A 23800-nucleotide genomic window follows, 5' to 3' on the forward strand; every position below is an offset into this window, starting at 1 on the left:
GCACCCGGGACGCCGTCGAGGCCGTGATGGACGTCAACGTCATCACGATCACCCCCCGTCAGACGGTCGCCGAGCAGGACGCCGAGTACGGGCCGAAGCTGCACGACCGCGACCCCGACCTGTGCTGCTTCCTGCGCAAGGTCAAGCCGCTCGAAGAGGGCCTGACCCGGTTCGACGCGTGGGCGACCGGCCTGCGCCGCGACGAGTCCGAGAGCCGGGCGAACACCCCGGTCGTTGGCTGGGACGACAAGCGCGGCAAGGTCAAGGTCTCCCCGATAGCGCGCTGGACGCAGGACGACGTGGACGCCTACGTCACCGAGCACGGTGTGCTCACCAACCCCCTGCTCATGGACGGCTACACCTCCGTGGGCTGCGCCCCCTGCACCCGCCGGGTCGCCCCGGGCGAGGACGCGCGGGCCGGCCGCTGGGCAGGCAACGCCAAGACCGAGTGCGGGCTGCACCTGTGAGCGCCGCAGGGTCCGCGGAGAACGCCACCGCGCCCGCCGAGACAGCTGACACCGTCGGGAACACCGTCCCCGGGACGGGCCGTGCTCCCGCGACGAACCAGGAGAACCAAGTGACGACCGGAGCCACCGGAGCCACCGTCTGGCTCACGGGTCTGCCGAGTGCCGGCAAGACCACCATCGCCTACGAGCTGGCGGGCCGGCTGCGTGAGGACGGCCACCTCGTGGAGGTCCTCGACGGCGACGAGATCCGCGAGTTCCTCACCGCGGACCTGGGCTTCAGCCGCGCCGACCGCCACACCAACGTGCAGCGCATCGGCTTCCTCGCCGACCTGCTCGCCCGTAACGGCGTCCATGCGCTCGTGCCGGTCATCGCGCCGTACGCCGACAGCCGCGAGGCGGTCCGCAAGCGTCACGCGGCGAGCGGTGCCGCGTACGTCGAGGTGCATGTGGCTACGCCGGTCGAGGTGTGCTCCGAACGCGATGTGAAGGGTCTGTACGCCAAGCAGGCGGCCGGGGAGATCTCCGGGCTGACCGGTGTCGACGACCCCTACGAGGCCCCCGAGACCCCGGATCTGCGCATCGAGTCGCAGGACCAGACGGTCCAGGAGTCCGCGGCGCTGGTCCACGAGCTGCTCACCGAGAGGGGTCTGGCATGACGACGACCGTCGCGGCCGTCCCCGGGGAGACCGGCACCCCGTACACGCTGTCCCACCTGGACGCGCTGGAGTCCGAGGCCGTCCACATCTTCCGTGAGGTGGCGGGTGAGTTCGAGCGGCCGGTGATCCTGTTCTCCGGCGGCAAGGACTCCATCGTCATGCTGCACCTGGCACTGAAGGCCTTCGCCCCGGCGGCCGTCCCCTTCACGCTGCTGCACGTCGACACCGGACACAACTTCCCCGAGGTCCTGGAGTACCGCGACCGCACGGTCGCCGAGCACGGACTGCGACTGCACGTCGCCTCCGTACAGGACTACATCGACCGGGGAGTGCTGAAGGAACGCCCCGACGGCACCCGTAATCCGCTCCAGACCGTGCCGCTGACGGAGAAGATCCAGGCGGAGAAGTTCGACGCCGTCTTCGGCGGCGGACGACGCGACGAGGAGAAGGCACGCGCCAAGGAGCGGGTCTTCTCGCTGCGGGACGAGTTCTCCCAGTGGGACCCACGCCGCCAGCGGCCCGAGCTGTGGAACCTGTACAACGGCCGCCACGCGCCCGGCGAGCACGTCCGCGTGTTCCCGCTGTCCAACTGGACCGAGCTGGACGTCTGGCAGTACATCGCCCGCGAGGGCATCGAACTCCCCCAGATCTACTTCGCGCACGAGCGTGAGGTGTTCCAGCGGGCCGGGATGTGGCTGACCGCCGGCGAGTGGGGCGGCCCCAAGGACGGCGAGACCATCGAGAAGCGGCAGGTGCGGTACCGAACGGTCGGTGACATGTCCTGCACGGGTGCCGTCGACTCCGACGCGACCACGCTGGACGCCGTGATCACCGAGATCGCGGCCTCCCGGCTCACCGAGCGGGGCGCGACCCGTGCCGACGACAAGATGTCCGAGGCCGCGATGGAAGACCGTAAGCGCGAGGGGTACTTCTAAGCATGAGCACGATCACCGCCGAGGAGCTCTCGGCCACCACCCTGCTGCGGTTCGCGACCGCCGGTTCCGTCGACGACGGCAAGTCCACCCTCGTCGGGCGGCTGCTGCACGACTCCAAGTCGGTCCTCACCGACCAGTTGGAGGCCGTGGAGCGCGTCTCGGCGAGCCGCGGCCAGGAGGCCCCGGACCTCGCGCTGCTCACCGACGGTCTGCGGGCCGAGCGGGAACAGGGCATCACCATCGACGTGGCGTACCGCTACTTCGCGACCCCGCGACGCCGGTTCATCCTCGCCGACACCCCCGGCCATGTGCAGTACACCCGCAACATGGTGACGGGTGCCTCCACGGCCGAGCTGACGGTGATCCTGGTCGACGCCCGCAACGGCGTCGTCGAGCAGACCCGCCGGCACGCCGCGATCGCCGCGCTGCTGCGCGTCCCGCACGTGGTCCTGGCCGTGAACAAGATGGACCTCGTCGCCTACGAGGAGCAGGTCTTCGCACGGATCGCCGAGGAGTTCACGGCGTACGCGTCCGAGCTGGGCGTCCCTGAGATCACCTCCATCCCGATCTCGGCGCTCGCCGGTGACAACGTGGTGGAGCCGTCGGCCAACATGGACTGGTACGGCGGGCCGACCTTCCTGGAGCACCTGGAGTCCGTGCCGGTCGCCCACGACCTGGCACACTGCCACGCCCGCCTCCCGGTGCAGTACGTGATCCGTCCGCAGACCGCCGAGCACCCGGACTACCGGGGCTACGCGGGCCAGATCGCGGCCGGTACGTTCCGCGTCGGCGACTCGGTGACCGTGCTCCCGTCCGGCCGTACGACGAAGGTCACGGGCATCGACCTCCTCGGCGAGCCGGTTCAGGCGGCGTACACCCCGCAGTCGGTGACGCTCCTGCTGGAGGACGACATCGACATCTCGCGCGGCGATCTGCTCGTGCCCAGCAAGGACGCGCCCGCGACCACGCAGGACATCGAGGCGACCGTCTGCCATGTCGCCGACCAGCCGCTCACCGTGGGCCACCGGGTGCTGCTCAAGCACGGCACCCGCACCGTCAAGGCGATCGTCAAGGACATCCCGTCCCGGCTGACGCTCGACGACCTGTCCCTGCACCCGCACCCGGGACAGCTCGTCGCCAACGACATCGGCCGGGTGAAGATCCGCACGGCGGAGGCGCTGCCGGTCGACTCGTACGCCGACTCCCGCCGCACCGGCTCGTTCATCCTGATCGACCCCTCCGACGGCACGACGCTGACCGCCGGCATGGTCGGCGAGTCGTTCGCCTCCCCGGAGCCCGTCAAGGACGAGTCCGAGGACGACGGGTGGGACTTCTGACATGAACCCCCAGGACTTCTACGCGACGTTCGCGAAGGAGGGCGGCCGTGTGGGCAGCGGCGCCCTCGGGAGCGGGCAGGGCGGAGTCGCGCGATGTGTGCGATGACGTACGCGCACCGCTTGCGCGCCCCGTCCCCCCACCCGACGTCCCGGTTGCGACGAAGACCGTTTTCCTGACCTCCCGGCCACGACCTGAGAGACGTGACCGCCGGGCCTCCGAGAGGAACACCTCCCGTGCCTGCACACCGCTCCGCCGCCTTCCGGCGTACGTTCGCCGTCATCGCCGCGCTCCCCCTCCTCACCCTCGCCGCCTGCGGCTACGGCTCCGAGTCCACGGAGTCCAAGACCGACAAGGTCGCCGCCGGCGCCGAGAAGATCGATGGTCTCGACACCGTCAACATCGGCTACTTCGGCAACCTCACCCACGCCACCGCTCTCGTCGGAATCCAGAAGGGCTTCTTCCAGAAGGAGCTCGGCGCCACCAAGGCGAAGTACACGACCTTCAACGCGGGCCCCTCCGAGATCGAGGCCCTCAACGGCGGCTCCATCGACATCGGCTGGATCGGTCCCTCCCCGGCGATCAACGGCTACACCAAGGCGGACGGCGCCAACCTGCGCATCATCGGCGGCTCGGCCTCCGGCGGTGTGAAGCTCGTCGTCAACCCGGACAAGATCAAGTCCCTGAAGGACGTCAAGGGCAAGAAGATCGCCACCCCGCAGCTCGGCAACACGCAGGACGTGGCGTTCCTCAACTGGATCGCGGAGCAGGGCTGGAAGGTCGACGCGAACACCGGCAAGGGCGATGTGTCCGTGGTCCGCACGGAGAACTCCGTCGCCCCGGACGCCTACAAGTCCGGCGCCATCGACGGCGCCTGGGTACCGGAGCCGACCGCGTCCAAGCTGGTCGCCGAGGGCGCGAAGGTGCTGCTGGACGAGGCCTACCTGTGGCCGGACAAGAAGTTCGTGATCACGAACATCATCGTGCGCCAGGAGTTCCTGAAGGAGCACCCGGACGTCGTCGAGGCCGTACTGCGCGGCTCGGTCAAGACCAACGCGTTCATCAACTCCAGCGCGGACGAGGCGAAGGCAGCGGCGAACGCCCAGCTCAAGGCCGACTCCGGCAAGGAGCTGCCGGCGGACGTGCTCGACCCGGCGTGGAAGTCCATCCAGTTCATCAACGACCCGCTGGCCTCCACCCTGCAGACCGAGGCGGACCACGCGGTCAAGGCCGGTCTGCTGGAGGACCCGAAGCTCGACGGGATCTACGACCTGACGCTGCTCAACAAGGTCCTCAAGGCCGAGGGCGACGACGAGGTCGACGACGCCGGTCTCGGCGTCAAGTAACCGCGTAGTCCGATGAGTTCCCAGGAGGTGACGACCATGGCCACCACATTCGCCAAGGCCGCCGACGGCGTCCAGGCCGCCGAGCACGCCGCCCGTATCGAGCACGTATCGAAGTCCTTCGCCGGGCCCGCCGGGCAGCAGCTCGTCCTGGACGACATCACGCTCGATGTCGCTCCCGGCGAGTTCGTCACCCTCCTGGGGGCCTCGGGCTGCGGAAAGTCGACGCTGCTCAACCTGGTCGCGGGTCTCGACGACCCGACCGCGGGCAGCATCACGACCGACGGGCGTCCGGCTCTGATGTTCCAGGAGCACGCCCTGTTCCCGTGGCTGACCGCGGGCAAGAACATCGAACTCGCCCTGAAACTGAGGGGAGTTCCGAAGAGCGACCGGCGCGAGCGGACCGAGGATCTGCTCGGTCTGGTCCGGCTCCAGGGCGCGTACGGCAAGCGGGTGCACGAGCTGTCCGGCGGTATGCGCCAGCGCGTCGCCCTGGCCCGCGCCCTGGCGCAGGAGAGCAAGCTGCTGCTGATGGACGAGCCGTTCGCCGCGCTCGACGCCATCACCCGGGACGTGCTCCACGACGAGCTGACCCGGATCTGGCGCGAGACGCAGGTCTCGGTGCTGTTCGTGACGCACAACGTGCGCGAGGCGGTACGGCTCGCCGAGCGGGTCGTCCTGCTGTCCTCGCGCCCCGGCCGGGTGGCCCGCGAGTGGACCGTGGGAATTCCGCAGCCGCGCCGCATCGAGGACACCGCCGTGGCGGAGCTGTCCGTCGAGATCACCGAAGAACTGCGTAGGGAGATCCGCCGCCATGGCCAGCACTGAGACCAAGGGCGACGCCGGCCCCGGCAAGAACGTCAAGGACTCCGACGACCTCGCCGGCCTGGAGGCGGGCCTCGACGCGCTGGACACGGTGCAGACCGGGCGGCCGCCGCTTCGCCAGGTGTTCGTCCAGAAGGTGCTGCCCCCGATCACCGCGGTCGCTCTGGTACTGGCGGTCTGGCAGCTCCTCGTCCTGGCGGAGGTCGCGCCGGCCTACAAGCTGCCCTCGCCGTCCGCGGTGTGGGGGGAGGTCCGGGAGGCCTGGCTGCAGGGCACGCTGCTGGAGTCCATCTGGACCAGCGTCTCCCGCGGTCTGCTCGGCTTCCTCGCGGCCCTGGCCATCGGTACCCCGCTGGGTCTGCTGGTGGCCCGGGTCCGGATCGTCCGCGCGGCGATCGGCCCGATCCTCTCCGGTCTGCAGTCGCTGCCGTCGGTGGCGTGGGTGCCGCCCGCGGTGGTCTGGCTGGGCCTGGAGCCGTCGGTGATGTACACGGTGATCCTGCTCGGCGCGGTCCCGTCGATCGCCAACGGTCTGGTGTCCGGCATCGACCAGGTGCCGCCGCTGTTCCTGCGGGCCGGCCGCACGCTGGGCGCGACCGGGCTGAAGGGCACCTGGCACATCGTGATGCCGGCGGCGCTGCCCGGATACGTGGCCGGTCTGAAGCAGGGCTGGGCGTTCTCGTGGCGCTCGCTGATGGCCGCGGAGATCATCGCGAAGGCTCCCGACATCGGCTCGGGCCTCGGCCAGATGCTGGAGGCGGGCCGCACCAACAGCAGCATGCCGCAGGTGTTCCTCGCGATCTTCCTCATCCTGATCGTGGGCATCGCCATCGACCTGCTGATCTTCAGTCCGCTGGAGCGGTGGGTCCTGCGCAGCCGCGGCCTGCTGGTGAAGAGCTGATCCACATGTCCAGGAAGCCGGTCCTCCTCGTCGTCGCCCACGGCAGCCGCGACCCGCGGCACGCCGCCACCGTGCACGCCCTCGTACGGCGGGTGCGGGCGATGCGCCCCGGGCTGCGCGTGGAGACCGGCTTCCTCGACTTCGAATTCCCCTCGGTCCAGAGGGTGCTGGAGTCGCTGGCGGCGCAGGGCGTACGGGACGTGGTGGCCCTGCCGCTGCTCCTGACCCGCGCCTTCCACGCCAAGGCGGACATCCCGGCGGTCCTGCGGGAGGCACCGCCGTCCCTGCGCATCCGCCAGGCGGAGGTGCTGGGCCCCTCGCCACTGCTGCGGGCGGCCCTCGAACGCCGGCTGTACGAGGCAGGGCTGAGCCCCGCCGACAAGTCCTCGACCGGGGTCGTCCTGGCCTCGGCGGGGTCCTCCGACCCGGAGGCGATCGCGGTGATCGCCGACATCGCGCGGGAGTGGTGGCACACCGGTTGGTGCGCCGTGCGGCCCGCGTTCGCCTCCGCTTCCCTTCCCCGCACCGAGGACGCCGTACGGGAACTGCGGGCCCTCGGCTGCGACCGGGTGGCCGTGGCACCGTACGTCATCGCGCCCGGCAGGCTGCCGGACCGTATCGCCGCCGGCGCGGCCGAGGCGGGCGCGGACGTCCTGGCCGAGGTACTCGGCCCCTCCCCCGAGCTGGCCGCGCTGCTGTTGCGCCGCTACACCGCCGCCCTGCGACTGAGGCAGCTCACCGCGGCCTGAGCCCTCGCCATGCGGCTCCGGTCGTCAGGCACCCGACCTGGGGTCCCTGCCACTGGACGCCAGCGCCCTGTGGAACACCGGGGCGCCTTCGGGTACCGGGACCGGATCCGCGAAGCCGTCGTACTGGCGGTAGAGGTCGCCGTGGGTTTCCACGACGGTGAGGACGAAGTGGGCGGCGGCGTCCGGGATCCGGAACGACCGGCCGGTGGCGGTCGCGACGTCCCAGCCGTGGACGGCCATCTCCTTGATGATCATGCCGGCGAGGTCGACGGCGGGCAGCGGGCCCATGCCGAGGTCGATGTCGCCCTCCCACAGGGCCGGATCGGCCCAGGCCGTGACCGCTCGGTCCAGCTGGGCGGCGTAGGCGTCGGCCCAGTCGGGATCGGTGGTGAAGTCGCGCTTCGTCAGCTCCTCGGGGAGGGGCTTGCGCAGAGCGCGGTGTTCCAGGCCGTGCGAGGTGTACAGGACCCAGTGATTGACCAGGGCACGGACGTCCCATTCGCCGCAGTGGGTGGGCAGGGCGAGCTGTTCCACCGTGACACTTCGGGCGACCCGGGCAGCCTCGGCGGCGCATTCGACCATGTATCGGTGGTGCGGGTGTGTGCTGGTGGCGTGGTTCTTCATGCACCTCACGCTAGGGACGGCACGCTCACCGCTCTTGAACAAACGCGACAGCGTCGTCCGCCGGCGGCGTCGGCTCCGCCTACGGCGCCGGCAGCACTGAGCCCCCTTACGGGGCCGCAGTGAGCTCGGCCAGTTTCGCCACCGTGTTCCAGTTGCGGGTCGTGGCGATCAGGCCCTTGAAGAGGCGCGGCTTGGACAGGGTCTCCGCCAGCTTGGAGCGGCCCAGCCCCTCCGGGGCGTAGAGGTAGAGCGCGCGGTCTCCGATCCTGAACTCCTCCGGGAGGAAGGCCTGTTGGTCGATCGACTCGAAGCGGGCCTCCTCCACCTGCTCCGAGAGATAGGTGACATGGAGTTGCTTGCCCTCCAGCTCCGCCGCCGGGAACGGGCACGCCTCGCGGACGGCCTCCAGGTAGGCGTGGTCGCGGACCAGCACATCGACGGTGAAGCCGAAGTGTTTCGCGATGGCGGCCGCCAGTTCGGTGGCGAGGGAGTCCTCGTCGCCGTGGTCGCTGGTGAAGACCGCGTTGCCGCTCTGGAGGTAGGTGGCCACAGCGGTGTGGCCGAGGCCGGTCAGGAGGGTGCGGAGGTCGGCCATCGGGACCTTCTTGTTGCCGCCCACATTGATCCCGCGCAGAAGCGCCGCGTATGTCGTCATGGGCTCACGATAGGCAGGTCGGGGCGGGTTCACCCTGAGGGACGGCCCCGAGAGGCCGGGATAGGTGTAGGGGGTCCCTGTCCTCCCTGGTGGGGAGGGGGCGGGGTCCTGGCGGAGTAGTCGTGGGCGTCGGGGTTCACCGGGCAGCACGATGAGATGACTTTATCCGGCCCATACCTTCGAAACGAGAGGTGGCGGCAGGGGTCGCCATCGCTGTCGAGGGGGCTGGCCCGTCATGGGGAACGAAGACGTACGGGTACGGGGGATCGCCGCCCGCGCCGGCGGCTGGAGCGCCCGGCACCGATGGGCGGCCGTCGGGATCTGGGTGCTGTTCGTCGTGCTGACGATGGGCATCGGCTCGGCGATGGGCTCGGTCGAGGTCAAGGACAGCGACCAGCTCAAGGGGGAGACCAGCACGGCGGCCCACATCATCGAGGAGGCGGGGATCGAGGAGCCCGCCGGTGAGACCGTCCTGATCCAGGCGAAGGACGACGACACCTTGGCCACGGACGCCACGTTCCGGGCCGCCGTGGACGACGTCATGAAGGCCGTCGAGGGCACCGGGAAGGTCACGGACGTGACCTCGCCGTACGACACGCGGACGATCTCGAAGGACGGCCGCAGCGCGCTGGTCCAGTTCGACGTGCGGGGCGAGTCGGACACCGCGGGCGAGCGGATCGAGCCGGTGCTGAAGGCCGTCGAGAGCGTCCAGAAGGACCACAGGACGCTGCGGATCGAGGAGATCGGCGGCGCCTCCATGATGAAGACGTTCGACGACGCGTTCGGGGACGACTTCCAGAAGGCCGAGTACTCGGCCCTGCCGGTGGCGCTCGGCATCCTGCTGATCGCGTTCGGCGCGGTCGTCGCGGCGCTGCTGCCGGTGGCGCTGGCAATGACCGCGATCATGGCGACGATGGGCCTGATGGCCATCGTCAGCCATGTGATGCCGATGAGTGACACCGCCAACTCCGTGATGCTGCTGGTGGGTCTGGCCGTCGGTGTCGACTACTGCCTGTTCTATCTGCGCCGTGAGCGCGAGGAGCGGGCGGCGGGCCGGGACGCGCAGACCGCGCTGCGAGTGGCCGCCGCGACCAGCGGCCGCGCCATCATCGTCTCCGGTGTCACGGTGTGCGTGGCGATGGCGGGCATGCTGTTCACCGGGCTCGCCGAGTTCGAGGCGATGGGCCTGGCCTCCCTGATGGTCGTCGCCGTCGCGATGGTCGGTTCGGTCACCGTGCTGCCGGCCCTGCTGTCACTGCTGGGCGAGCGGGTCGAGAAGGGCCGCATCCCGTTCCTGCACCCGGACAAGCGGCGGAAGAACGGCCACTCCCAGGGCACCTCGGAGAGCCGCTTCTGGACCGCCGTCCTGCGGGTCGTCCTCGCCAGGCCGGCGCTGTCGCTGGTCGTCGCGACCGGTGCGCTGCTCGCCGTGGCCGCGCCCGCGGTCGGGATGAAGACTCAGAACCTCACACTGGACCAGGAGTTCGGCGACTCGCTGCCGATCGTGCAGACGTACAACCGGGTCAACGAGGCCTTCCCGGGCGGTTCCGAGCCCGCAGAGGTGGTCGTCAGGGCGAAGGACATCAACGCCCCCGAAGTGCGTTCGGCGCTGGCCGACTTCAAGGAGGAGGCCGTCGCCTCGGGCGCCTCGCGCGGCCCGGTGGAGATCAAGGTGCACGACGCGCAGAACGTGGCCTTCGTGTACGTGCCGCTGGTCGGCGGCTCCGACCAGGACAAGGCGGGCGCGAGCCTGGACAAGCTGCGCGACGAGGTACGGCCCGCCACGCTCGGCAAGGTCGACGGGGTCGAGGCGCCGGTCACCGGGCAGGTCGCGGGCAACCAGGACTTCAACGACCAGCTGGTCGGCTCCGTCGTCCCGGTCTTCGCCTTCGTCGTGGTCTTCGCCTTCCTGCTGATGCTGCTGTCGTTCCGCTCGCTGACGATCGCGGTCACGTCGATCGTGCTGAACCTGCTGTCGGTGGGCGCCGCATACGGCATCCTCGTGGGCGTCTTCCAGCACGGCTGGGGTGCCTCGCTGGTGGGCGCGGAGGGCGTCGGCGCCATCATCACCTGGCTGCCGCTGTTCCTCTTCGTGATCCTGTTCGGGCTGTCGATGGACTACCACGTGTTCGTGGTCTCGCGTATCCGTGAGGCGCGGCTGCGCGGCCTTACGACGAAGGACGCGATCCAGCACGGCGTCGTCACCACGGCCGGGGTCGTGACCAGCGCCGCCGTCATCATGGTCGCCGTCTTCTCGATCTTCGGGACGCTGTCCATGCAGTCGATGAAGCAGATGGGCGTGGGCCTGGCGGCCGCCGTCCTCATCGACGCGACCATCATCCGGGGTGTGCTCCTCCCGGCGGTGATGGCCCTGCTCGGCGAGCGCAACTGGTACCTGCCGAAGTGGCTGAACCGCCTGCCGGACCTCACCCACGACGAGTCGCCGGAGCCGGGTGCCGGTCCGGGTCCGGGTCCGGGTGCGCGGAAGGACGAGCGCGTACGGGTCTGACGGTCCGCTCGACGTGGACGGGGACGTGGCCGGGGCGGAGACACCGCCCCGGCCACGTCCGCGTCCGCCCGCGCCCGGATCGCCAGCGTCCGGATCGCCAGCGTCCGTCCGCGGGCTCAGGCCGCCTTGGCCACGTCTCCCCGGTCGAAGGAGTCGAGGGTGCGGGTGAAGTCGCGGGTCGACAGCAGCAGCTTGTAGACGATGGCGAGTTCGAAGGCGAGCAGCAGGGCGCCGGAGACGATGGTCGTCGTCATCACGGAGTCGATGATCGGGCCGATCATGAAGACGCCCATCTGGAACTCGATGCCGCTGATCAGGTGGGGGCGGACGCGGTGGCGCAGCAGGAAGGACCGGACGCGCAGATAGGCGGGGAAGCGGCGGCGGAACTCCTGGTGCAGGTCGACGACCTGGGTCTGCGGCGCGGCCTCGGTGACCTCGGCGGTGGCCGTGCGCAGGTCCTGCTCGATGTCGGCCTCGGGGTTGTCGCGCAGCAGGTCCTCCATGAAGGCCAGTTCCCGCTCGTTCTCGGCGCGGCGGGCCTCGCGGAGCCGGGCCTTGATCTGCTTGCGCATGGTGTGACGGACCTTGAAGGTCTCCAGGGAGTTGATGTAGCGCAGCGCGTCGCAGCCGATGACGGCGGCGGCCAGCCAGATGTAGAAGGTCTCGCCCGTGCGGTGGTACTGCCCGGCCATCAGGGCCACCGAGCACGCCGCGACCCGGACACGGTCGAAGACGAAGTCGAGCCAGGCGCCGAACACGGAGCCCTGGCCGGTGAGCCGGGCGACCTTGCCGTCCATGCAGTCGAGGATGAAGCTCAGGTGGTAGACAACGGCACCGGCGATCAGCCAGCGCCAGTCACCGAGCGCGAAGCAGGCGGCCGAGACCAGACCCAGCACGAAGGCACCCCAGGTCAACTGGTTGGGCGTGATCCTCGTGTACTTGGCGGTGAGCCGCACCAGCGGTGTGGCGACCGGGTCGACGAGCAGCACGGTCCACCATGCGTCCCGCTTCTTCTGCGTGACGCGGCGCACTTCAGCGAGGTCGGGTATGTCTCGGCGCATGGGTCAACTTCCTGGCGTTCGAAATGAATTCACGCCCAGCTTGAGATCCGTTCACGCGAGGCACAAGAAGCGCCGAGTGCAACCTTTCGGAGGGGGTAACGGTCCAACCCGGCAACAGAGTCAATGCGTTTACCCCGCAGGCCAGGCGTTACCCCAGCGTTATGAAATGACCTTTCCGTTACCCAAAATGTGCCGGGACTTCACGGAAAAAGTGGAACCATCCTGCTTGCCCCGCTATCCGCCACTTGTCCGCGCCGCTTCGACCCACCGGTCAGCTCCGCCTCGGCCCGCCTGCCGGTTCCGCCTCGACCCGCCGGTCAGTTCCGCCTCGACCCGCCGGTCAGTTCCGCCTCGACCCGCCGGTCAGTTCCGCCTCGATCCACCAGCCAACTCCGCCTCGATGAGGTCGGCGGCCTGTCGGGTGCCGCCCTCCCCCGCCATCTCCCGCCGCACCTCCTCAAGTCGGCGGGCCACGCCGGGGTCGTCGACGAGGGCGAGGACCGCCTCGCGCAGGGTCTCGGCCGTCGCCTCCTCCATGGGCAGATGGCGGGCGACGCCGAGGGACCGGAGCATGTCGGCGTTGCCGAACTGGTCGACGGCCTGCGGTACGGCGACCATGGGCGTGGCGGTGGCGAGCCCTTCCTGACTGCCGCCGGCGCCCGCGTGGGTGATGAACGCGTCGGCCTGCCTGAGGATCGCGAGCTGCGGCACCCAGTCCCGCACCTCCACGCCGTCCGGGATCTCACCCAGCTCCGCCGCGTCGACGTGCCTGCCAACCTGGAGCACCATGTGCCAGCCGGGCAGGTCACCGAAGGCCTTCACGCACTCGCGGTAGAAGTCGGGCTGCTTGGTGAAGGACGAGCCGAGCGAGACGAGCAGCACCTTCTCCGCATCGGCCGGACGCCGCCAGTCGCCCTGCGCCGCGCGGTCGCCCTGACAGGCACCGACGAAGGTGTACCGGCTCTCGTCGACGCGGTCGGCGTTCGGCTGGAGCGCCTTCGGGATGAGGACCAGGGAGCGGGCGGGCCGGCCGACGAACGGGTCGGGGTGCTCGGTGATCCCGTTCTCCTCCAGCCAGGACTCGAAGCGGGCGTAGTACGCCCGACCGCGCTCCGTCCTCTTCGGCTCGGCCCACATGGGTTCGGCGACCTCCTCCTCGTAGCCGGTCCAGGCGACCAGGTTCGGGGAGAGGGAGATCGCCTTGACGCCCCACCGGTGGGCGAGGACGGGCGCCGGGTAGGAGGTGATGTCGTGCAGCACGAGGTCGGGCTCGTCGCCCTCGTACGCCTCGATGAGCTGCGGCAGGGCCTGGATCGCGTCGTTCAGGAAGGGCTCCACGTTGTCGAGGAGTGTGGTGCCCCACGCCTCGGGATCGGCGTCGGGGCCGGGCAGTGTCGAGTGCCAGAGCTTCGGCTCGGCACCGGTCTCGGCCACCTTCTCCGCGAAGGCCGGCGGAATGGCGTACGTGACCCGGTGTCCCCGGGCCACCAGCTCCCGGATCACTTCGAGGCTCGGGTTCACGTGGCCGTGGGCGGCGATGGAGAACATGGCGATGTGTGAGGTGGGGGCGGTCATGAGAGACAGGTTATGCAAGACGATACGTATCGTCCAATGAGTTTTCCCGCCCCCGCCACCGCCACCGCCACCCGACGACCACCTCGGGCATGGCCCAGGGAATGATCGCGAGCGCCCGCGCCAGCCAGCGCAGCCGCAGGGGCTGGTCGAGGAGCAGGGCGAGACCGAGGGCCAGCAGGAACTGCGGCACGGTCACGCCGACCGCCCACAGCAGGACGATGCGGAACGAGTCCCAGAACAGGGTGTCGTGCAGCAGGTGCTGGAAGTTGAGTGTGCCGATCCACCGGGTGGGCTCCGTCCGGCCGGACTGTGCGTCGGTGAAGGCCGGCGCGATCCCGTACAGCAGCGGTCCGACGCTCAGCACCAGGATGGGGATCAGCGCGGGCACACCAGGAACCAGGCGCCGTGGTCGAGGATGCGCCGCTCCCGGCCGTCCGCCGGGGTGCGCCGCTTGGCCGGTCGCGTGCGTTTCGGCTTCGCGGTCGCCAAGGTCATGCCCGCCATGGTGCTGAGGGCGTGAAAGGGCGTCAAGGCACCGCGCACAGGCTCCGACCTGTGCGAATGCGAGACTGGCCGTGAATGGCGTGAACCTGACGCCCCGAGGGGGCGTCGGCCGTACGGACACGGAGGCGAAGGATGGACGAGGCACGGGCGCGGGACGTACTGGGCGCGGCCGGTGTGGTGCCCGGTGCGGCCGGGGAGGCTCGGCTGCTCGCGCTGGGCGAGAACGCGGTGTTCGCCGCCGGTGACCTGGTGGTCAAGGTGGGCCGCGACGCCGAACTGCTGGACCGGGCCCGCGGCGAACTGGGCATCGCGGTCTGGCTCGCCGAAGAGGGCTTCCCGGCCGTGCGGGCCGCCGAGTCGGATCCCCGGCTCGTCGAAGGGCACCCGGTGACGGTGTGGCACCGTCTGCCCGATCCCGTACGCCCCGCCGTCCCCGGCGATTTGGCCGAACTCCTACGGCTGGTCCACTCCCTGCCCACCCCTCCCTTCGCGCTGCCCCGCCGTGAACTGCTGGCCGGCGTGGAGCGCTGGCTGCGCCTCGCCGGCGACGCGGTCGACCCCGCTCACGCGGCCTACCTCCGCGAGCGCCGCGACGGCTTCGCGGCAGCCGCGGCCGCCCTCACCCCCCACCTGCCTCCGGGCCCGATCCACGGCGACGCCCTCCCCCGCAACGTGCACGTCGGCCCGGACGGCCCGATCCTCGTCGACCTGGAGACCTTCTCCGGCGACCTGCGCGAGCACGACCTCGTCGTCATGGCCCTTACCCACGACCGCTACGGGCTCTTGGCCGAGGAGTACGAGGCCTTCACCGACGCGTACGGCTGGGACGTACGCGAGTGGGACGGCTGCTCGGTCCTCCGCGGCGCCCGCGAGACGGCCAGCTGCGCCTGGGTCGCCCAGCACGCGCCGAGCAACCCCAAGGCGCTCGCCGAGTTCGAGCGCCGCGTCGCCTCGCTGCGCGAGGGGGACGAGTCGGTCCGCTGGTATCCGTTCTGAGCGGCGCCCGGCTCAGACGGCCCGGCTCAGACGGCCCGGAGTATGAGCACCGCTTCGTCGATCTCGGCGTCGCGGGCCAGGGCGAAGCCCCGGTCGTGGCCGGTGACGACGAAGCCGCACTTCTGCAGGACGCGGAGCGAACCGGTGTTGTCGGCGGCCGCGTAGGCGTGCAGGGGCCTGGTGGGGACGAGGTCGATCAGGGCGGTGAGGGCGGCGGTGGCGATGCCCCGGCCCCATTGGGCGCGGTCGATCCAGTAGGTGACCGCGCGTTCGTCCGGCGGCCCGAAGACCGCGGCGTTGCCGACGACCTCGCCGTCGGCGACCACCGTGCGCGTCAGGTTGTCTGAGTTCGCACGGATTTTCGCCCAGTGGCTGTCGAAGAGCGCCCGGTCGCGGTGGTACTCCCCGATGAAGGCGGCGACCCGCTGTGCCTCGGAGTCGGACTGGTGCCGCCAGAAGATCGGCAGGTCGCTGTCCCGTACGTCGCGGAGGGAGATTTCGGCGGTCGTCATACTGTTTCGTCCTGCAGCTCACGCAGCGGCCACGTCGCGTCGACAACCGCTTCCGGGTTGCCCTTGCGGCGGAGAAAGGCCTGGAAGTCGGCGGCCCACTCGGCGTACCAGTCGATCTGACGGCGGTGCAGCTCGGCCGGGCCGAGAGCGGCGACCTTCGGATGGCGCTGGGCTATCGCGCGGGCGAGCCGGGCGGCGGCCAGGGCGTCGGCGGAGGCGTCGTGCGCGGCGTCGAGCGGGACACCGTACTCCCCGCAGACCGCTTCGAGGTTGCGCTTGCCCCGGCGGTAGCGGTCGACGGAGCGGTCGATCGTGTACGGGTCGACGACCGGTGCCGGATCGAGGCCGCCGAGCCGGTCGCGCAGGGACGGCAGGGCGTGCCGGCGCAGTTCGGCGCAGAGCAGGGTCAGGTCGAAGGCCGCGTTGTACGCCACGACCGGGACGCCCGCCTTCCAGTAGGAGACGAGGACGTCGGCGATGGCGTCGGCGACCTGGTCGGCCGGTCTGCCCTCGGCCACCGCGCGGGCGTTGGTGATGCCGTGCACCGCCACCGCCTCCGCCGGGATCTCCATGCCCGGGTCGGCGAGCCATTCCCGGTGTCCGACCGGTTCCCCGTCCTTCACCTCGATCACCGCGCCCGTGACGATACGCGCCTCGTGCGGATCCGTCCCCGTGGTCTCCAGGTCGAAGCCGATCAGCAGCTGCCTGTGCCAACCCATGCTGGCCCCCTTCTTGGTGGTGCTTTCCCCCAGTGACCACCACCATCGCATGGGCCACTGACAATCCGAGGACCGCGTTCCGCCGGGGGCCGCGGCACCCGGTCACGGCCCGGGTCCCGGCCCCGGGTGCCGGCTCGCGCCGGGGCCCGGTTCACGACACCGGCCGGGAGTCCGCCCACGCGACTTCGAACTCCTCGCGATATGTGTCCAAAAGCCCGACTTCACCGTTCTCGTCGGCCTTGAGGACCCGGTTGCCGCCGCGCAGGACGAGGACCGGCGCCTCCATGCCCCGGGTGCGGCGCAGATACGTCTGCACGACCGCGACACCGTCGGAGCCGTCGCCGTCCACGAGGTAGGCGGTGAAGCGGGGCGTCTCGTCGAAGACCTGGATCTCGAAGGCGCCGGGGTCGCGCAGCCGGGAGCGGACCCGGCGCATATGGAGGATGTTCATCTCCACGGCGCGGCTCAACTCGCCGCGCTTTATGCCCAGTTCGCGCTCGCGTCGCTTCACCGAACTGGAGGCGGGGTTGAGGAAGAGCAGCCGTACCCGGCAGCCCCCCTCGGCGAGCCGGACCAGCCTCCGCCCGGAGAAGTTCTGCACGAGGAGGTTCAGGCCTATGCCGATGGCGTCGAGGCGGCGGGCGCCGCCGAAGAGGTCCTCGGCGGGGAACTGCCGCAGCAGCCGCACCCGGTCGGGGTGGACGCCGACGACGTCCGCGTACCGGTCGCCGACGAGCTCCTCGACTGCGTCGACGGGCAGCCGGCGCGCGGAGGGCACGTCGCTGCCCGCGCCCAGGATCTCCAGCAGCTTCGCCGAGGCACGCTCGGCCTGGGCGAGGACGGCCTCGGAGAGGGCCCGGTTGCGGGAGACGACGTTCCGGGTGACCTCCAGCTCGTCCAGGGCCAGTTCCACGTCGCGCCGCTCGTCGATGTACGGCTCGAAGCAGGGCCAGTGCTGCACCATCAGCTCGCGCAGTTGCGGCAGGGTGAGGAAGCTGAGCACGTTGTCGTCGGCGGGGTCGAGCAGATAGCCCTTGCGGCGGCTGACCTCACGTACCGCGACGGCCCGCTGCACCCACTCCTGTCCGGCGGGTCCGGCGGCGGCGACCACCCAGTCGTCGCCGTGGACAGGCTCGTAGATGGGCCGCAGCACGGCGGCCACCACGGCGCGCAGCCGCTGTTCGACGAGGTTCAGCCAGATATAGGCGCGGCCGGCCCGCTGGGCGCGCGTACGCACTTCGAGCCAGGCGTCGGCGTTCCAGTCCAGTTCCGGGCCGATGGATCCCATCTCCATCGGCCGTGCCAGGGACACCGCGCCGGGTGGGACATCTGTGGAGTTCCCCTCGTGACCCGTGTCGCCCGCGTCACCAGGAGGCAGCTCCAGCCCTCCCGAGCCCACCCGCGCACCGCCTTCCGCTCCCCCGGGTTCACCCCTATTCAACGATCAAGGAAGGGTACTCCGGTAGCGGGTGACGATACAGCCGGATGGACAGGTCGTTTCTCAACTACCGCACGTGCCGCGTCCGTTCCCGCCCGCCCCCGCGCCGGGAGTGAGCTGATTCATAGCGTTCGGCGGTGAGGACCCGACACCGGCGGCCCACGAAGCGTCACGATGTGTCCATCGCTGGGCAGGAGAGACGTATGTCCTAGGAGGTTCCATCAGTTTGGGGGAGACTCCCCCCGAAAGTCGCCCCCAGCGGCGCGCGACAACTGGAAGAGTCGTATCCATGCAGGTCTGGCCTGGACAGGCGTATCCGCTCGGCGCCACGTACGACGGCGCCGGTACCAACTTCGCGGTCTTCTCGGAGGCCGCGCATCGAGTAGAGCTGTGTCTGCTGGACGACGACGGCTCCGAGACGGCGGTGGAACTGCGCGAATCGGACGCGTTCGTGCGGCACGCGTACCTGCCCGGTGTGATGCCGGGGCAGCGGTACGGCTTCCGTGTGCACGGCCCGTACGCGCCGGAGCGCGGGCTGCGCTGCAACTCCGCGAAGCTGCTCCTCGACCCGTACGCGCGCGCCATCAGCGGCTCGATCAAGTGGGGCGAGGAGGTGTACGGCTATCACTTCGGGGCGCCCGAGAAGCGCAACGACCTCGACTCGGCGCCGCACATGATGACCTCGGTCGTGGTCAACCCGTACTTCGACTGGGGCGACGACCGGCGGCCCCGCACCGAGTACCACCACACGGTGATCTACGAGGCCCACGTCAAGGGCCTCACCATGCGGCACCCGGGGCTGCCCGAGGAGCTGCGCGGCACGTACGCGGCGCTCGCCCACCCGGCGATCATCGAGCATCTGACCGCGCTGGGCGTCACCGCACTGGAACTGATGCCCGTACACCAGTTCGTGAACGACCACCGCCTGGCCGACATGGACCTCGGCAACTACTGGGGCTACAACACGATCGGTTTCTTCGCCCCGCACAACGCGTACGCCTCCTGGGGTGACCGGGGGCAGCAGGTGCTGGAGTTCAAGTCCGCGGTCCGGGCGCTGCACGAGGCGGGGATCGAGGTCATCCTCGACGTGGTCTACAACCACACCGCCGAGGGCAACCACCTGGGTCCGACGCTGTCGTTCAAGGGCCTCGACAACCCGTCGTACTACCGGCTCACCGACGACCCGCGCTACTACATGGACACCACGGGCACGGGCAACTCCCTGCTCATGCGGTCGCCGCACGTCCTGCAGCTGATCATGGACTCGCTGCGGTACTGGGTCACCGAGATGCATGTCGACGGTTTCCGCTTCGACCTCGCGGCGACGCTGGCCCGGCAGTTCCACGAGGTGGACCGGCTGTCGTCGTTCTTCGACCTCGTCCAGCAGGACCCCGTCGTCTCCCAGGTGAAGCTGATCGCCGAGCCCTGGGACGTCGGCGAGGGCGGCTACCAGGTGGGGAACTTCCCGCCGCTGTGGACCGAGTGGAACGGCAAGTACCGCGACACCGTGCGGGACCTGTGGCGGGGCGAGCCGCGCACGCTCGCGGAGTTCGCGTCGCGGCTGACCGGTTCGTCCGACCTGTACCAGGACGACGGGCGGCGGCCGCTGGCCTCCATCAACTTCGTGACCTGCCACGACGGTTTCACGATGCGGGATCTGGTCTCGTACAACGAGAAGCGCAACGACGCGAACGGCGAGGACAACCGGGACGGGGAGAGCCACAACCGGTCCTGGAACTGCGGGGCCGAGGGCGAGACCGACGATCCCGGGGTGATGGGGCTGCGGGTCCGGCAGATGCGGAACTTCATCGCCACGCTGATGCTGTCGCAGGGCGTGCCGATGCTCAGCCACGGGGACGAGTTCGCGCGGTCGCAGGGCGGCAACAACAACGCGTACTGCCAGGACAACGAGGTGTCGTGGGTGCCGTGGCCCTCCGCGGAGGACGGGGAGGAGGGTGCGCCGTTCGGGGATCTGCTGGAGTTCACGCGGGCGATGGTCCGGCTGCGGAAGGATCATCCCGTTTTTCGGCGACGGCGGTTCTTCCACGGGCGGCCGGTGGAGGGGACGCACGACGAGCTGTCGGACATCGCCTGGTTCACGCCGGAGGGGGAGGAGATGGCGCAGCGGGACTGGGACTCTGCCCGGGCGGGGGCGCTGAGCGTGTTCCTGAACGGGAACGCGATCTCCGAGCCCGGGGCTCGGGGGGAGCGGATCTCGGACGACTCGTTCCTGTTGATGGTGAACGCGTCGGCGGGGCCGCTGGAGTTCGTGGTGCCGGTCAATCATGGGCCGCAGTGGCAGACGGTGGTGGACACGGGGCGGGAGGACGCGGTTCCCGAGGACGGGCCGAAGGTTGCGGCCGGGGACCGGGTGACCCTGGTGGACCGGAGTCTGGCGGTGTTCAGGAGGCCGACCTAGTTCTCAGGTCGCGGGATTCGCCGTAGGGACGGCTGTCGTTCCTGGGTGCGGGTCGTCCGTGGCTGGTCGCGCCCACGCGGCGGAGCCGCATGTCGATACAGCCCCGCGCCCCTGAAAACTCGTGTCCTTGCGTGTCAGGGCGCTCCAATCCCTGTGTGGCGGGTACGTAGGACTGCATGACCTCTGTCGTGCCTGCCGCCACCTATCGGGTTCAGCTTCAGCCCGACTTCCCCTTCTCCGCCGCCTCGGCCGCCGTGCCGTACATCGCCTCCCTCGGTGTCTCCCATCTCCACCTCTCCCCCGTGCTGGAGGCCGTGCCGGGGTCCGCGCACGGCTACGACGTGGTCGACCACGGGCGGGTGCGGGGGGAACTCGGGGGTGAGGAGGCGCTGCGGGCGCTGGCCCGTACCGCGCGGGCCCACGGCCTCGGTCTCGTCGTGGACATCGTGCCGAACCACATGGCCATGGCTCCCCGGCACAACCGGGCCCTGTGGGACGTGTTGCGGGAGGGGCCGGAGTCGGCGTACGCGCGGTGGTTCGACATCGACTGGGAGGCACAGGGCGGGCGGGTGCTGCTGCCGGTGCTCGGGGGGCCGCTGGGGGCGGAGATCGAGCAGTTCGTGGTGGACGGGCGGGAGCTGCGCTACTACGACCACGCGTTCCCGCTGCGGGAGGGCACCGAGAAGCTGCCGTTGCCGCAACTGCTGGACGCGCAGTGGTACCGGCCGGTGTGGTGGCGGCTGGCCCGGACAGAGCTGAACTACCGGCGTTTCTTCAGCATTTCGGAGCTGATCGGGGTACGGGTCGAGGAACCGGAGGTCTTCGACGCGACCCACACGAAGATCCTCCGGCTGCTGGAGGAGGGTGTCGTCGACGGGCTGCGCGTCGACCATCCCGACGGGCTCGCCGATCCGGACGCCTATCTGCGGCGGCTGCACGAGGCGACCGGTGGGCGGTGGACCGTCGTCGAGAAGATCCTGGCCGACGGGGAGACGCTGCCGGCGGCCTGGCCGGTCGCGGGGACCACCGGCTACGACGCGTTGCGGCATGTCGACGGGCTGTTCACGGATCCGGCGGGCGCGGGCGAACTGCTGGGGCAGTACCGGCGGTTCACGGCCGCGCAGTCCGACCGCGGTGGCGAGTGGGAATCGACCGTGCGGCGGGCCGCGTACCGGGTGCTCACGCACGAGCTGGCCACGGAGGTGGAACGGCTCACCCGGGTGGCGCACCGGTTGTGCGAGCGCTCCCCCGAACTCGCCCTGCGCGACCAGGCCCCGTGGGCGCTGCGCACCGCGCTGTGCGAGCTGCTCGCGCGGATGGAGGTGTACCGGCCGTACACCTCCCAGGACGCCTCCCTCGTCGTCACCGAGCAGGCCGCGGCCGAGGCGCGTGCGGTGTTCGTGGTGCCCGAGGAGGCCCGCTCGGTGGACGCCGTACGGGATCTGGTGCTGGGTCGGGTGGGTGAGGGGCCGGAGCACGTGGAGTTCCGGGCGCGGTTCGCGCAGACCTCTTCGGCGCTGCGGGCGAAGTCGGTGGAGGACACGGCGTTCTACCGCTATGTGCCGCTGCTGTCGGCGAACGAGGTGGGCGGCGACCCGGGGAGCCCGGCGGTGTCGACGGAGGACTTCCACGCCTACTGCGCCCGGCTGCAGCGCGACTGGCCGGCCACGGGGACCGTGCTGTCGACGCACGACACCAAGCGGAGCGCGGATGTGCGGGCGGCGATCGCGGTGCTCGCACAGTGCCCGCAGCGGTGGGCCGATGTGCTGGCGGAGGTGACGCGGGACGGCGCCGGTGTGCCGGATCCGCAACTGGCGTGGGCGGCCTGGCAGACGGCGTTCGGGCTCGGGCCCGCGGACGGGGAGCGGCTGGAGGGTGCCCTGCTGAAGCATGTGCGGGAGGCGGGGCTGCACACCTCCTGGACCGAGCAGAACCCGGCGTACGAGCAGGCGGTGGCCGACTTCGTCGCGCGGGGGCCCGCCGTGGACACCCGGGTCGCCGCGCTGCGGGAGGCCCTGGAGCCCCATGTGCGGGCGAACGTGCTCGGTGCGGCCCTGGTGCAGCTGACCATGCCGGGGGTGCCGGACCTCTACCAGGGGACGGAGGGCGAGTACCGGGCACTGGTGGACCCGGACAACCGGCGGCCCTTCGCACCGCGGGAGGGGGATTCCGACAAGTTCCGGCTCACCTCGGCCGCGCTGCGGCTGCGCGGGCGGCGGCCCGAGGTCTTCGGGGACGCGGCGACGTACGCGGCGCTGTCGGCGGACGGGCCCGGGGCCGGGCACTGTGTGGCCTTCGCGCGGTCCGGGGAGGTGGTCACGGCTGTGACGCGGTTGTCGCTGCGGCTGGCGGAGGCCGGTGGCTGGGGGGACACCCGGCTGACACTGCCGAAGGGCCGGTGGGCCGATGCGGTCGGCGGGGGGCGGCAGTTCACGGGCGCCGTGCGGGTGGCGGAGCTCTTCGAGACGCTGCCGGTCGCGCTCCTGGAGCGGGTCGGCGCGTGAGGGTGACCTCCCCGCCGGGTGACGGGGAGCGCACCACCGGGTGACCGGGGACCCGGCCGCCGGGTAGCGGTAGCTCCCGTGCCGGGAAACCGTGAATGCGACTGGGCGCCCCTGGGAGCCGCCCCTTGCACGGAAGGACACTGGGCATGTCCCCCACCCGGCTCGGCCGGGTGGTCGGATTCTGATGCCAGGTGGACTGGACGGGGGGGTGGGTCTGCTGTTGGAGCTCGGATATCCCACGGTGGCCGAACTGGAGTCGGCGGCTCGGACCATGGCGGCCCGTCGGCCGGGGCTGTGCACCCTGCGGCGGATCGGTGTCTCCCGTGCGGGCCGGCCGCTGCGGCTGCTGTCCGTGGGCCACGCGAGACGTGCGGTCCTGGTCGTCGCGGGTGCCCACGCGAACGAGCCGACCGGCGGCTCCACCGTGCTCGCGCTGGCCGAGCGGGTCGCGCGGGAGCGGGAGCTGCGGGCCGGTGTCTCCTGGCACTTCGTGCTCTGCGCGGACCCGGACGGGGCGAGCCTGCACACGGCTCCGGCGCCGCGCACACTCCTCGACTACCACCTGGGCTTCTTCCGGCCGGCCGGTCCCGAGCAGCCGGAGTGGTCTCCGTCGGTGCTGCCGCCGGACCGGCTGCCGCCCGAGACGCACGCCCTGCTCGGTGTGCTGGACGAGCTGCGGCCCTACCTCCAGGTGACCCTGCACGGCACCGATCTCGGCGGCAGCTGGGTGCAGTTGACGAAGGACGTACCGGGGCTCGCCGAGCCGTTCGCCAAGTCCGCGGCCGAGCTGGGCATACCGGTGGAGAGGGGCGCCTCGGACGCCGCGGGCTGGCCGGTGTCCGGGCCCGGGGTGTTCGTGATGCCCCGGCCCGGCGGCCACGCGGCGTACCCGAGCATGCCGGACGACGCCCGGCACAGCACCTGGTACCACGCCCACCGCTACGGCGGCCTGACGGCGGTCGTCGAGGTGCCGATGTGGGCGAGCGACCTGGTGGACGACATCGCCCCGCACCCGGCCCCGGCGGCGGCGCTGCGGCACCTGGCGCGGCGGCTCCTCGCGGACGCGGACCAGG

Annotated in this window: 20 protein-coding genes and 1 pseudogene; 13 read left to right on the forward strand and 8 right to left on the reverse strand. The window is 70.7% G+C overall.

What is annotated here, in order from left to right; translation table 11 throughout:
• From AWZ10_RS03880 to AWZ10_RS03915, 8 genes are all read left to right on the forward strand, one after another.
• A partial coding sequence (locus AWZ10_RS03880; RefSeq protein WP_079104284.1) for a phosphoadenylyl-sulfate reductase occupies positions 1 to 467 on the forward strand: 467 nt, incomplete at its 5' end.
• 110 nt (positions 468 to 577) lie between these two features.
• Positions 578 to 1123 carry an adenylyl-sulfate kinase gene (gene cysC, locus AWZ10_RS03885; RefSeq protein WP_046705363.1) on the forward strand — a complete coding sequence of 182 codons (546 nt, stop codon included), beginning with the start codon at positions 578 to 580 and terminating at the stop codon, positions 1121 to 1123.
• Positions 1120 to 2058 (forward strand): sulfate adenylyltransferase subunit CysD, encoded by a 939-nt coding sequence (gene cysD / locus AWZ10_RS03890; protein WP_060890438.1) that lies wholly within the window; start codon positions 1120 to 1122, stop codon positions 2056 to 2058. The genes cysC and cysD overlap by 4 nt, the downstream gene beginning before the upstream one ends.
• Positions 2059 to 2060: 2 nt before the next feature.
• Positions 2061 to 3395 (forward strand): sulfate adenylyltransferase subunit 1, encoded by a 1335-nt coding sequence (locus tag AWZ10_RS03895; protein ID WP_046707929.1) that lies wholly within the window; start codon positions 2061 to 2063, stop codon positions 3393 to 3395.
• 234 nt (positions 3396 to 3629) lie between these two features.
• The gene (locus AWZ10_RS03900) at positions 3630 to 4739 is read left to right on the forward strand and encodes an aliphatic sulfonate ABC transporter substrate-binding protein (protein WP_060890439.1); all 1110 of its coding nucleotides are present in this window, start codon (positions 3630 to 3632) and stop codon (positions 4737 to 4739) included.
• A gap of 36 nt (positions 4740 to 4775) precedes the next feature.
• Positions 4776 to 5564: an ABC transporter ATP-binding protein gene (locus tag AWZ10_RS03905; RefSeq protein ID WP_060890440.1), complete on the forward strand. Its 789-nt coding sequence runs from the start codon at positions 4776 to 4778 to the stop codon at positions 5562 to 5564.
• Positions 5551 to 6462, forward strand: a complete 912-nt coding sequence (locus AWZ10_RS03910) for an ABC transporter permease (protein WP_046707931.1) — start codon at positions 5551 to 5553, stop codon at positions 6460 to 6462. The genes AWZ10_RS03905 and AWZ10_RS03910 overlap by 14 nt, the downstream gene beginning before the upstream one ends.
• Before the next feature lie 5 nt (positions 6463 to 6467).
• Entirely contained in the window at positions 6468 to 7211 is a 744-nt protein-coding gene (locus tag AWZ10_RS03915; protein WP_046707932.1) for a sirohydrochlorin chelatase, read from the forward strand.
• A gap of 24 nt (positions 7212 to 7235) precedes the next feature.
• On the opposite strand, the gene AWZ10_RS03920 is transcribed toward AWZ10_RS03915, so the two are convergent.
• Both AWZ10_RS03920 and AWZ10_RS03925 read right to left on the reverse strand, forming a co-directional pair.
• Positions 7236 to 7835 (reverse strand): TIGR03086 family metal-binding protein, encoded by a 600-nt coding sequence (locus AWZ10_RS03920; protein ID WP_060890441.1) that lies wholly within the window; start codon positions 7833 to 7835, stop codon positions 7236 to 7238.
• Between the two features lie 106 nt (positions 7836 to 7941).
• Positions 7942 to 8490 (reverse strand): DUF1697 domain-containing protein, encoded by a 549-nt coding sequence (locus tag AWZ10_RS03925; RefSeq protein WP_046707934.1) that lies wholly within the window; start codon positions 8488 to 8490, stop codon positions 7942 to 7944.
• Between the two features lie 235 nt (positions 8491 to 8725).
• On the opposite strand from AWZ10_RS03925, the gene AWZ10_RS03930 reads away from it, so the two are divergent.
• A complete protein-coding gene (locus AWZ10_RS03930; protein WP_060890442.1) occupies positions 8726 to 10999 on the forward strand; it encodes an MMPL family transporter in 2274 nt (757 codons plus the stop codon).
• 116 nt (positions 11000 to 11115) lie between these two features.
• On the opposite strand, the gene AWZ10_RS03935 is transcribed toward AWZ10_RS03930, so the two are convergent.
• The 3 genes and pseudogenes from AWZ10_RS03935 to AWZ10_RS03945 all read right to left on the reverse strand — a co-directional run.
• Complete coding sequence (locus AWZ10_RS03935) at positions 11116 to 12060, reverse strand: CDP-alcohol phosphatidyltransferase family protein (RefSeq protein WP_037700338.1); 945 nt, start codon at positions 12058 to 12060, stop codon at positions 11116 to 11118.
• A gap of 363 nt (positions 12061 to 12423) precedes the next feature.
• Positions 12424 to 13635 carry a macrolide-inactivating glycosyltransferase gene (gene mgt / locus AWZ10_RS03940; protein ID WP_060890443.1) on the reverse strand — a complete coding sequence of 404 codons (1212 nt, stop codon included), beginning with the start codon at positions 13633 to 13635 and terminating at the stop codon, positions 12424 to 12426.
• A gap of 58 nt (positions 13636 to 13693) precedes the next feature.
• Positions 13694 to 14130: pseudogene (locus AWZ10_RS03945) on the reverse strand (carbohydrate ABC transporter permease); the annotation flags it as partial.
• Positions 14131 to 14271: 141 nt separating this feature from the next.
• Here AWZ10_RS03945 and AWZ10_RS03950 point away from each other — a divergent pair.
• Positions 14272 to 15135 carry a phosphotransferase enzyme family protein gene (locus AWZ10_RS03950; RefSeq protein ID WP_060890444.1) on the forward strand — a complete coding sequence of 288 codons (864 nt, stop codon included), beginning with the start codon at positions 14272 to 14274 and terminating at the stop codon, positions 15133 to 15135.
• Positions 15136 to 15161: 26 nt separating this feature from the next.
• On the opposite strand, the gene AWZ10_RS03955 is transcribed toward AWZ10_RS03950, so the two are convergent.
• The 3 genes from AWZ10_RS03955 to AWZ10_RS03965 all read right to left on the reverse strand — a co-directional run bounded on the left by AWZ10_RS03955 (position 15162) and on the right by AWZ10_RS03965 (position 17765).
• Entirely contained in the window at positions 15162 to 15647 is a 486-nt protein-coding gene (locus AWZ10_RS03955) for a GNAT family N-acetyltransferase (RefSeq protein WP_060890445.1), read from the reverse strand.
• Positions 15644 to 16366 (reverse strand): 3'-5' exonuclease, encoded by a 723-nt coding sequence (locus tag AWZ10_RS03960; RefSeq protein ID WP_046708836.1) that lies wholly within the window; start codon positions 16364 to 16366, stop codon positions 15644 to 15646. Before AWZ10_RS03960 ends, AWZ10_RS03955 begins: the two co-directional genes overlap by 4 nt.
• 151 nt (positions 16367 to 16517) lie before the next feature.
• Complete coding sequence (locus AWZ10_RS03965; RefSeq protein WP_046708837.1) at positions 16518 to 17765, reverse strand: SAV2148 family HEPN domain-containing protein; 1248 nt, start codon at positions 17763 to 17765, stop codon at positions 16518 to 16520.
• Positions 17766 to 18093: 328 nt separating this feature from the next.
• Between AWZ10_RS03965 and glgX the strand changes: the two genes are divergently transcribed.
• The 3 genes from glgX to AWZ10_RS03980 form a co-directional block, all read left to right on the forward strand.
• Positions 18094 to 20223, forward strand: coding sequence for a glycogen debranching protein GlgX (gene glgX, locus AWZ10_RS03970; protein WP_060890446.1), 2130 nt, complete (start codon positions 18094 to 18096; stop codon positions 20221 to 20223).
• A 176-nt stretch (positions 20224 to 20399) separates the two neighbouring features.
• Positions 20400 to 22727, forward strand: coding sequence for a malto-oligosyltrehalose synthase (gene treY, locus AWZ10_RS03975; protein ID WP_060890447.1), 2328 nt, complete (start codon positions 20400 to 20402; stop codon positions 22725 to 22727).
• A gap of 208 nt (positions 22728 to 22935) precedes the next feature.
• The coding region (locus AWZ10_RS03980) for a M14 family zinc carboxypeptidase (RefSeq protein ID WP_107417374.1) at positions 22936 to 23800 on the forward strand (865 nt) is incomplete at its 3' end.

Source organism: Streptomyces europaeiscabiei (genome assembly GCF_001550375.1).
Lineage (GTDB): Bacteria > Actinomycetota > Actinomycetes > Streptomycetales > Streptomycetaceae > Streptomyces > Streptomyces europaeiscabiei.

What these genes read in the sequence shown, in the direction of transcription:
- AWZ10_RS03935 (WP_037700338.1), bottom strand. Translation starts at nt 12,060, where the DNA reads ATGCGCCGAGACATACCCGACCTCGCTGAAGTGCGCCGCGTCACGCAG.
- AWZ10_RS03915 (WP_046707932.1), top strand. Translation starts at nt 6,468, where the DNA reads ATGTCCAGGAAGCCGGTCCTCCTCGTCGTCGCCCACGGCAGCCGCGAC.
- AWZ10_RS03955 (WP_060890445.1), bottom strand. Translation starts at nt 15,647, where the DNA reads ATGACGACCGCCGAAATCTCCCTCCGCGACGTACGGGACAGCGACCTG.
- AWZ10_RS03920 (WP_060890441.1), bottom strand. Translation starts at nt 7,835, where the DNA reads ATGAAGAACCACGCCACCAGCACACACCCGCACCACCGATACATGGTC.
- AWZ10_RS03930 (WP_060890442.1), top strand. Translation starts at nt 8,726, where the DNA reads ATGGGGAACGAAGACGTACGGGTACGGGGGATCGCCGCCCGCGCCGGC.
- AWZ10_RS03950 (WP_060890444.1), top strand. Translation starts at nt 14,272, where the DNA reads ATGGACGAGGCACGGGCGCGGGACGTACTGGGCGCGGCCGGTGTGGTG.
- mgt (WP_060890443.1), bottom strand. Translation starts at nt 13,635, where the DNA reads ATGACCGCCCCCACCTCACACATCGCCATGTTCTCCATCGCCGCCCAC.
- glgX (WP_060890446.1), top strand. Translation starts at nt 18,094, where the DNA reads ATGCAGGTCTGGCCTGGACAGGCGTATCCGCTCGGCGCCACGTACGAC.
- AWZ10_RS03960 (WP_046708836.1), bottom strand. Translation starts at nt 16,366, where the DNA reads ATGGGTTGGCACAGGCAGCTGCTGATCGGCTTCGACCTGGAGACCACG.
- cysD (WP_060890438.1), top strand. Translation starts at nt 1,120, where the DNA reads ATGACGACGACCGTCGCGGCCGTCCCCGGGGAGACCGGCACCCCGTAC.
- AWZ10_RS03910 (WP_046707931.1), top strand. Translation starts at nt 5,551, where the DNA reads ATGGCCAGCACTGAGACCAAGGGCGACGCCGGCCCCGGCAAGAACGTC.
- AWZ10_RS03905 (WP_060890440.1), top strand. Translation starts at nt 4,776, where the DNA reads ATGGCCACCACATTCGCCAAGGCCGCCGACGGCGTCCAGGCCGCCGAG.
- AWZ10_RS03925 (WP_046707934.1), bottom strand. Translation starts at nt 8,490, where the DNA reads ATGACGACATACGCGGCGCTTCTGCGCGGGATCAATGTGGGCGGCAAC.
- AWZ10_RS03895 (WP_046707929.1), top strand. Translation starts at nt 2,061, where the DNA reads ATGAGCACGATCACCGCCGAGGAGCTCTCGGCCACCACCCTGCTGCGG.
- treY (WP_060890447.1), top strand. Translation starts at nt 20,400, where the DNA reads ATGACCTCTGTCGTGCCTGCCGCCACCTATCGGGTTCAGCTTCAGCCC.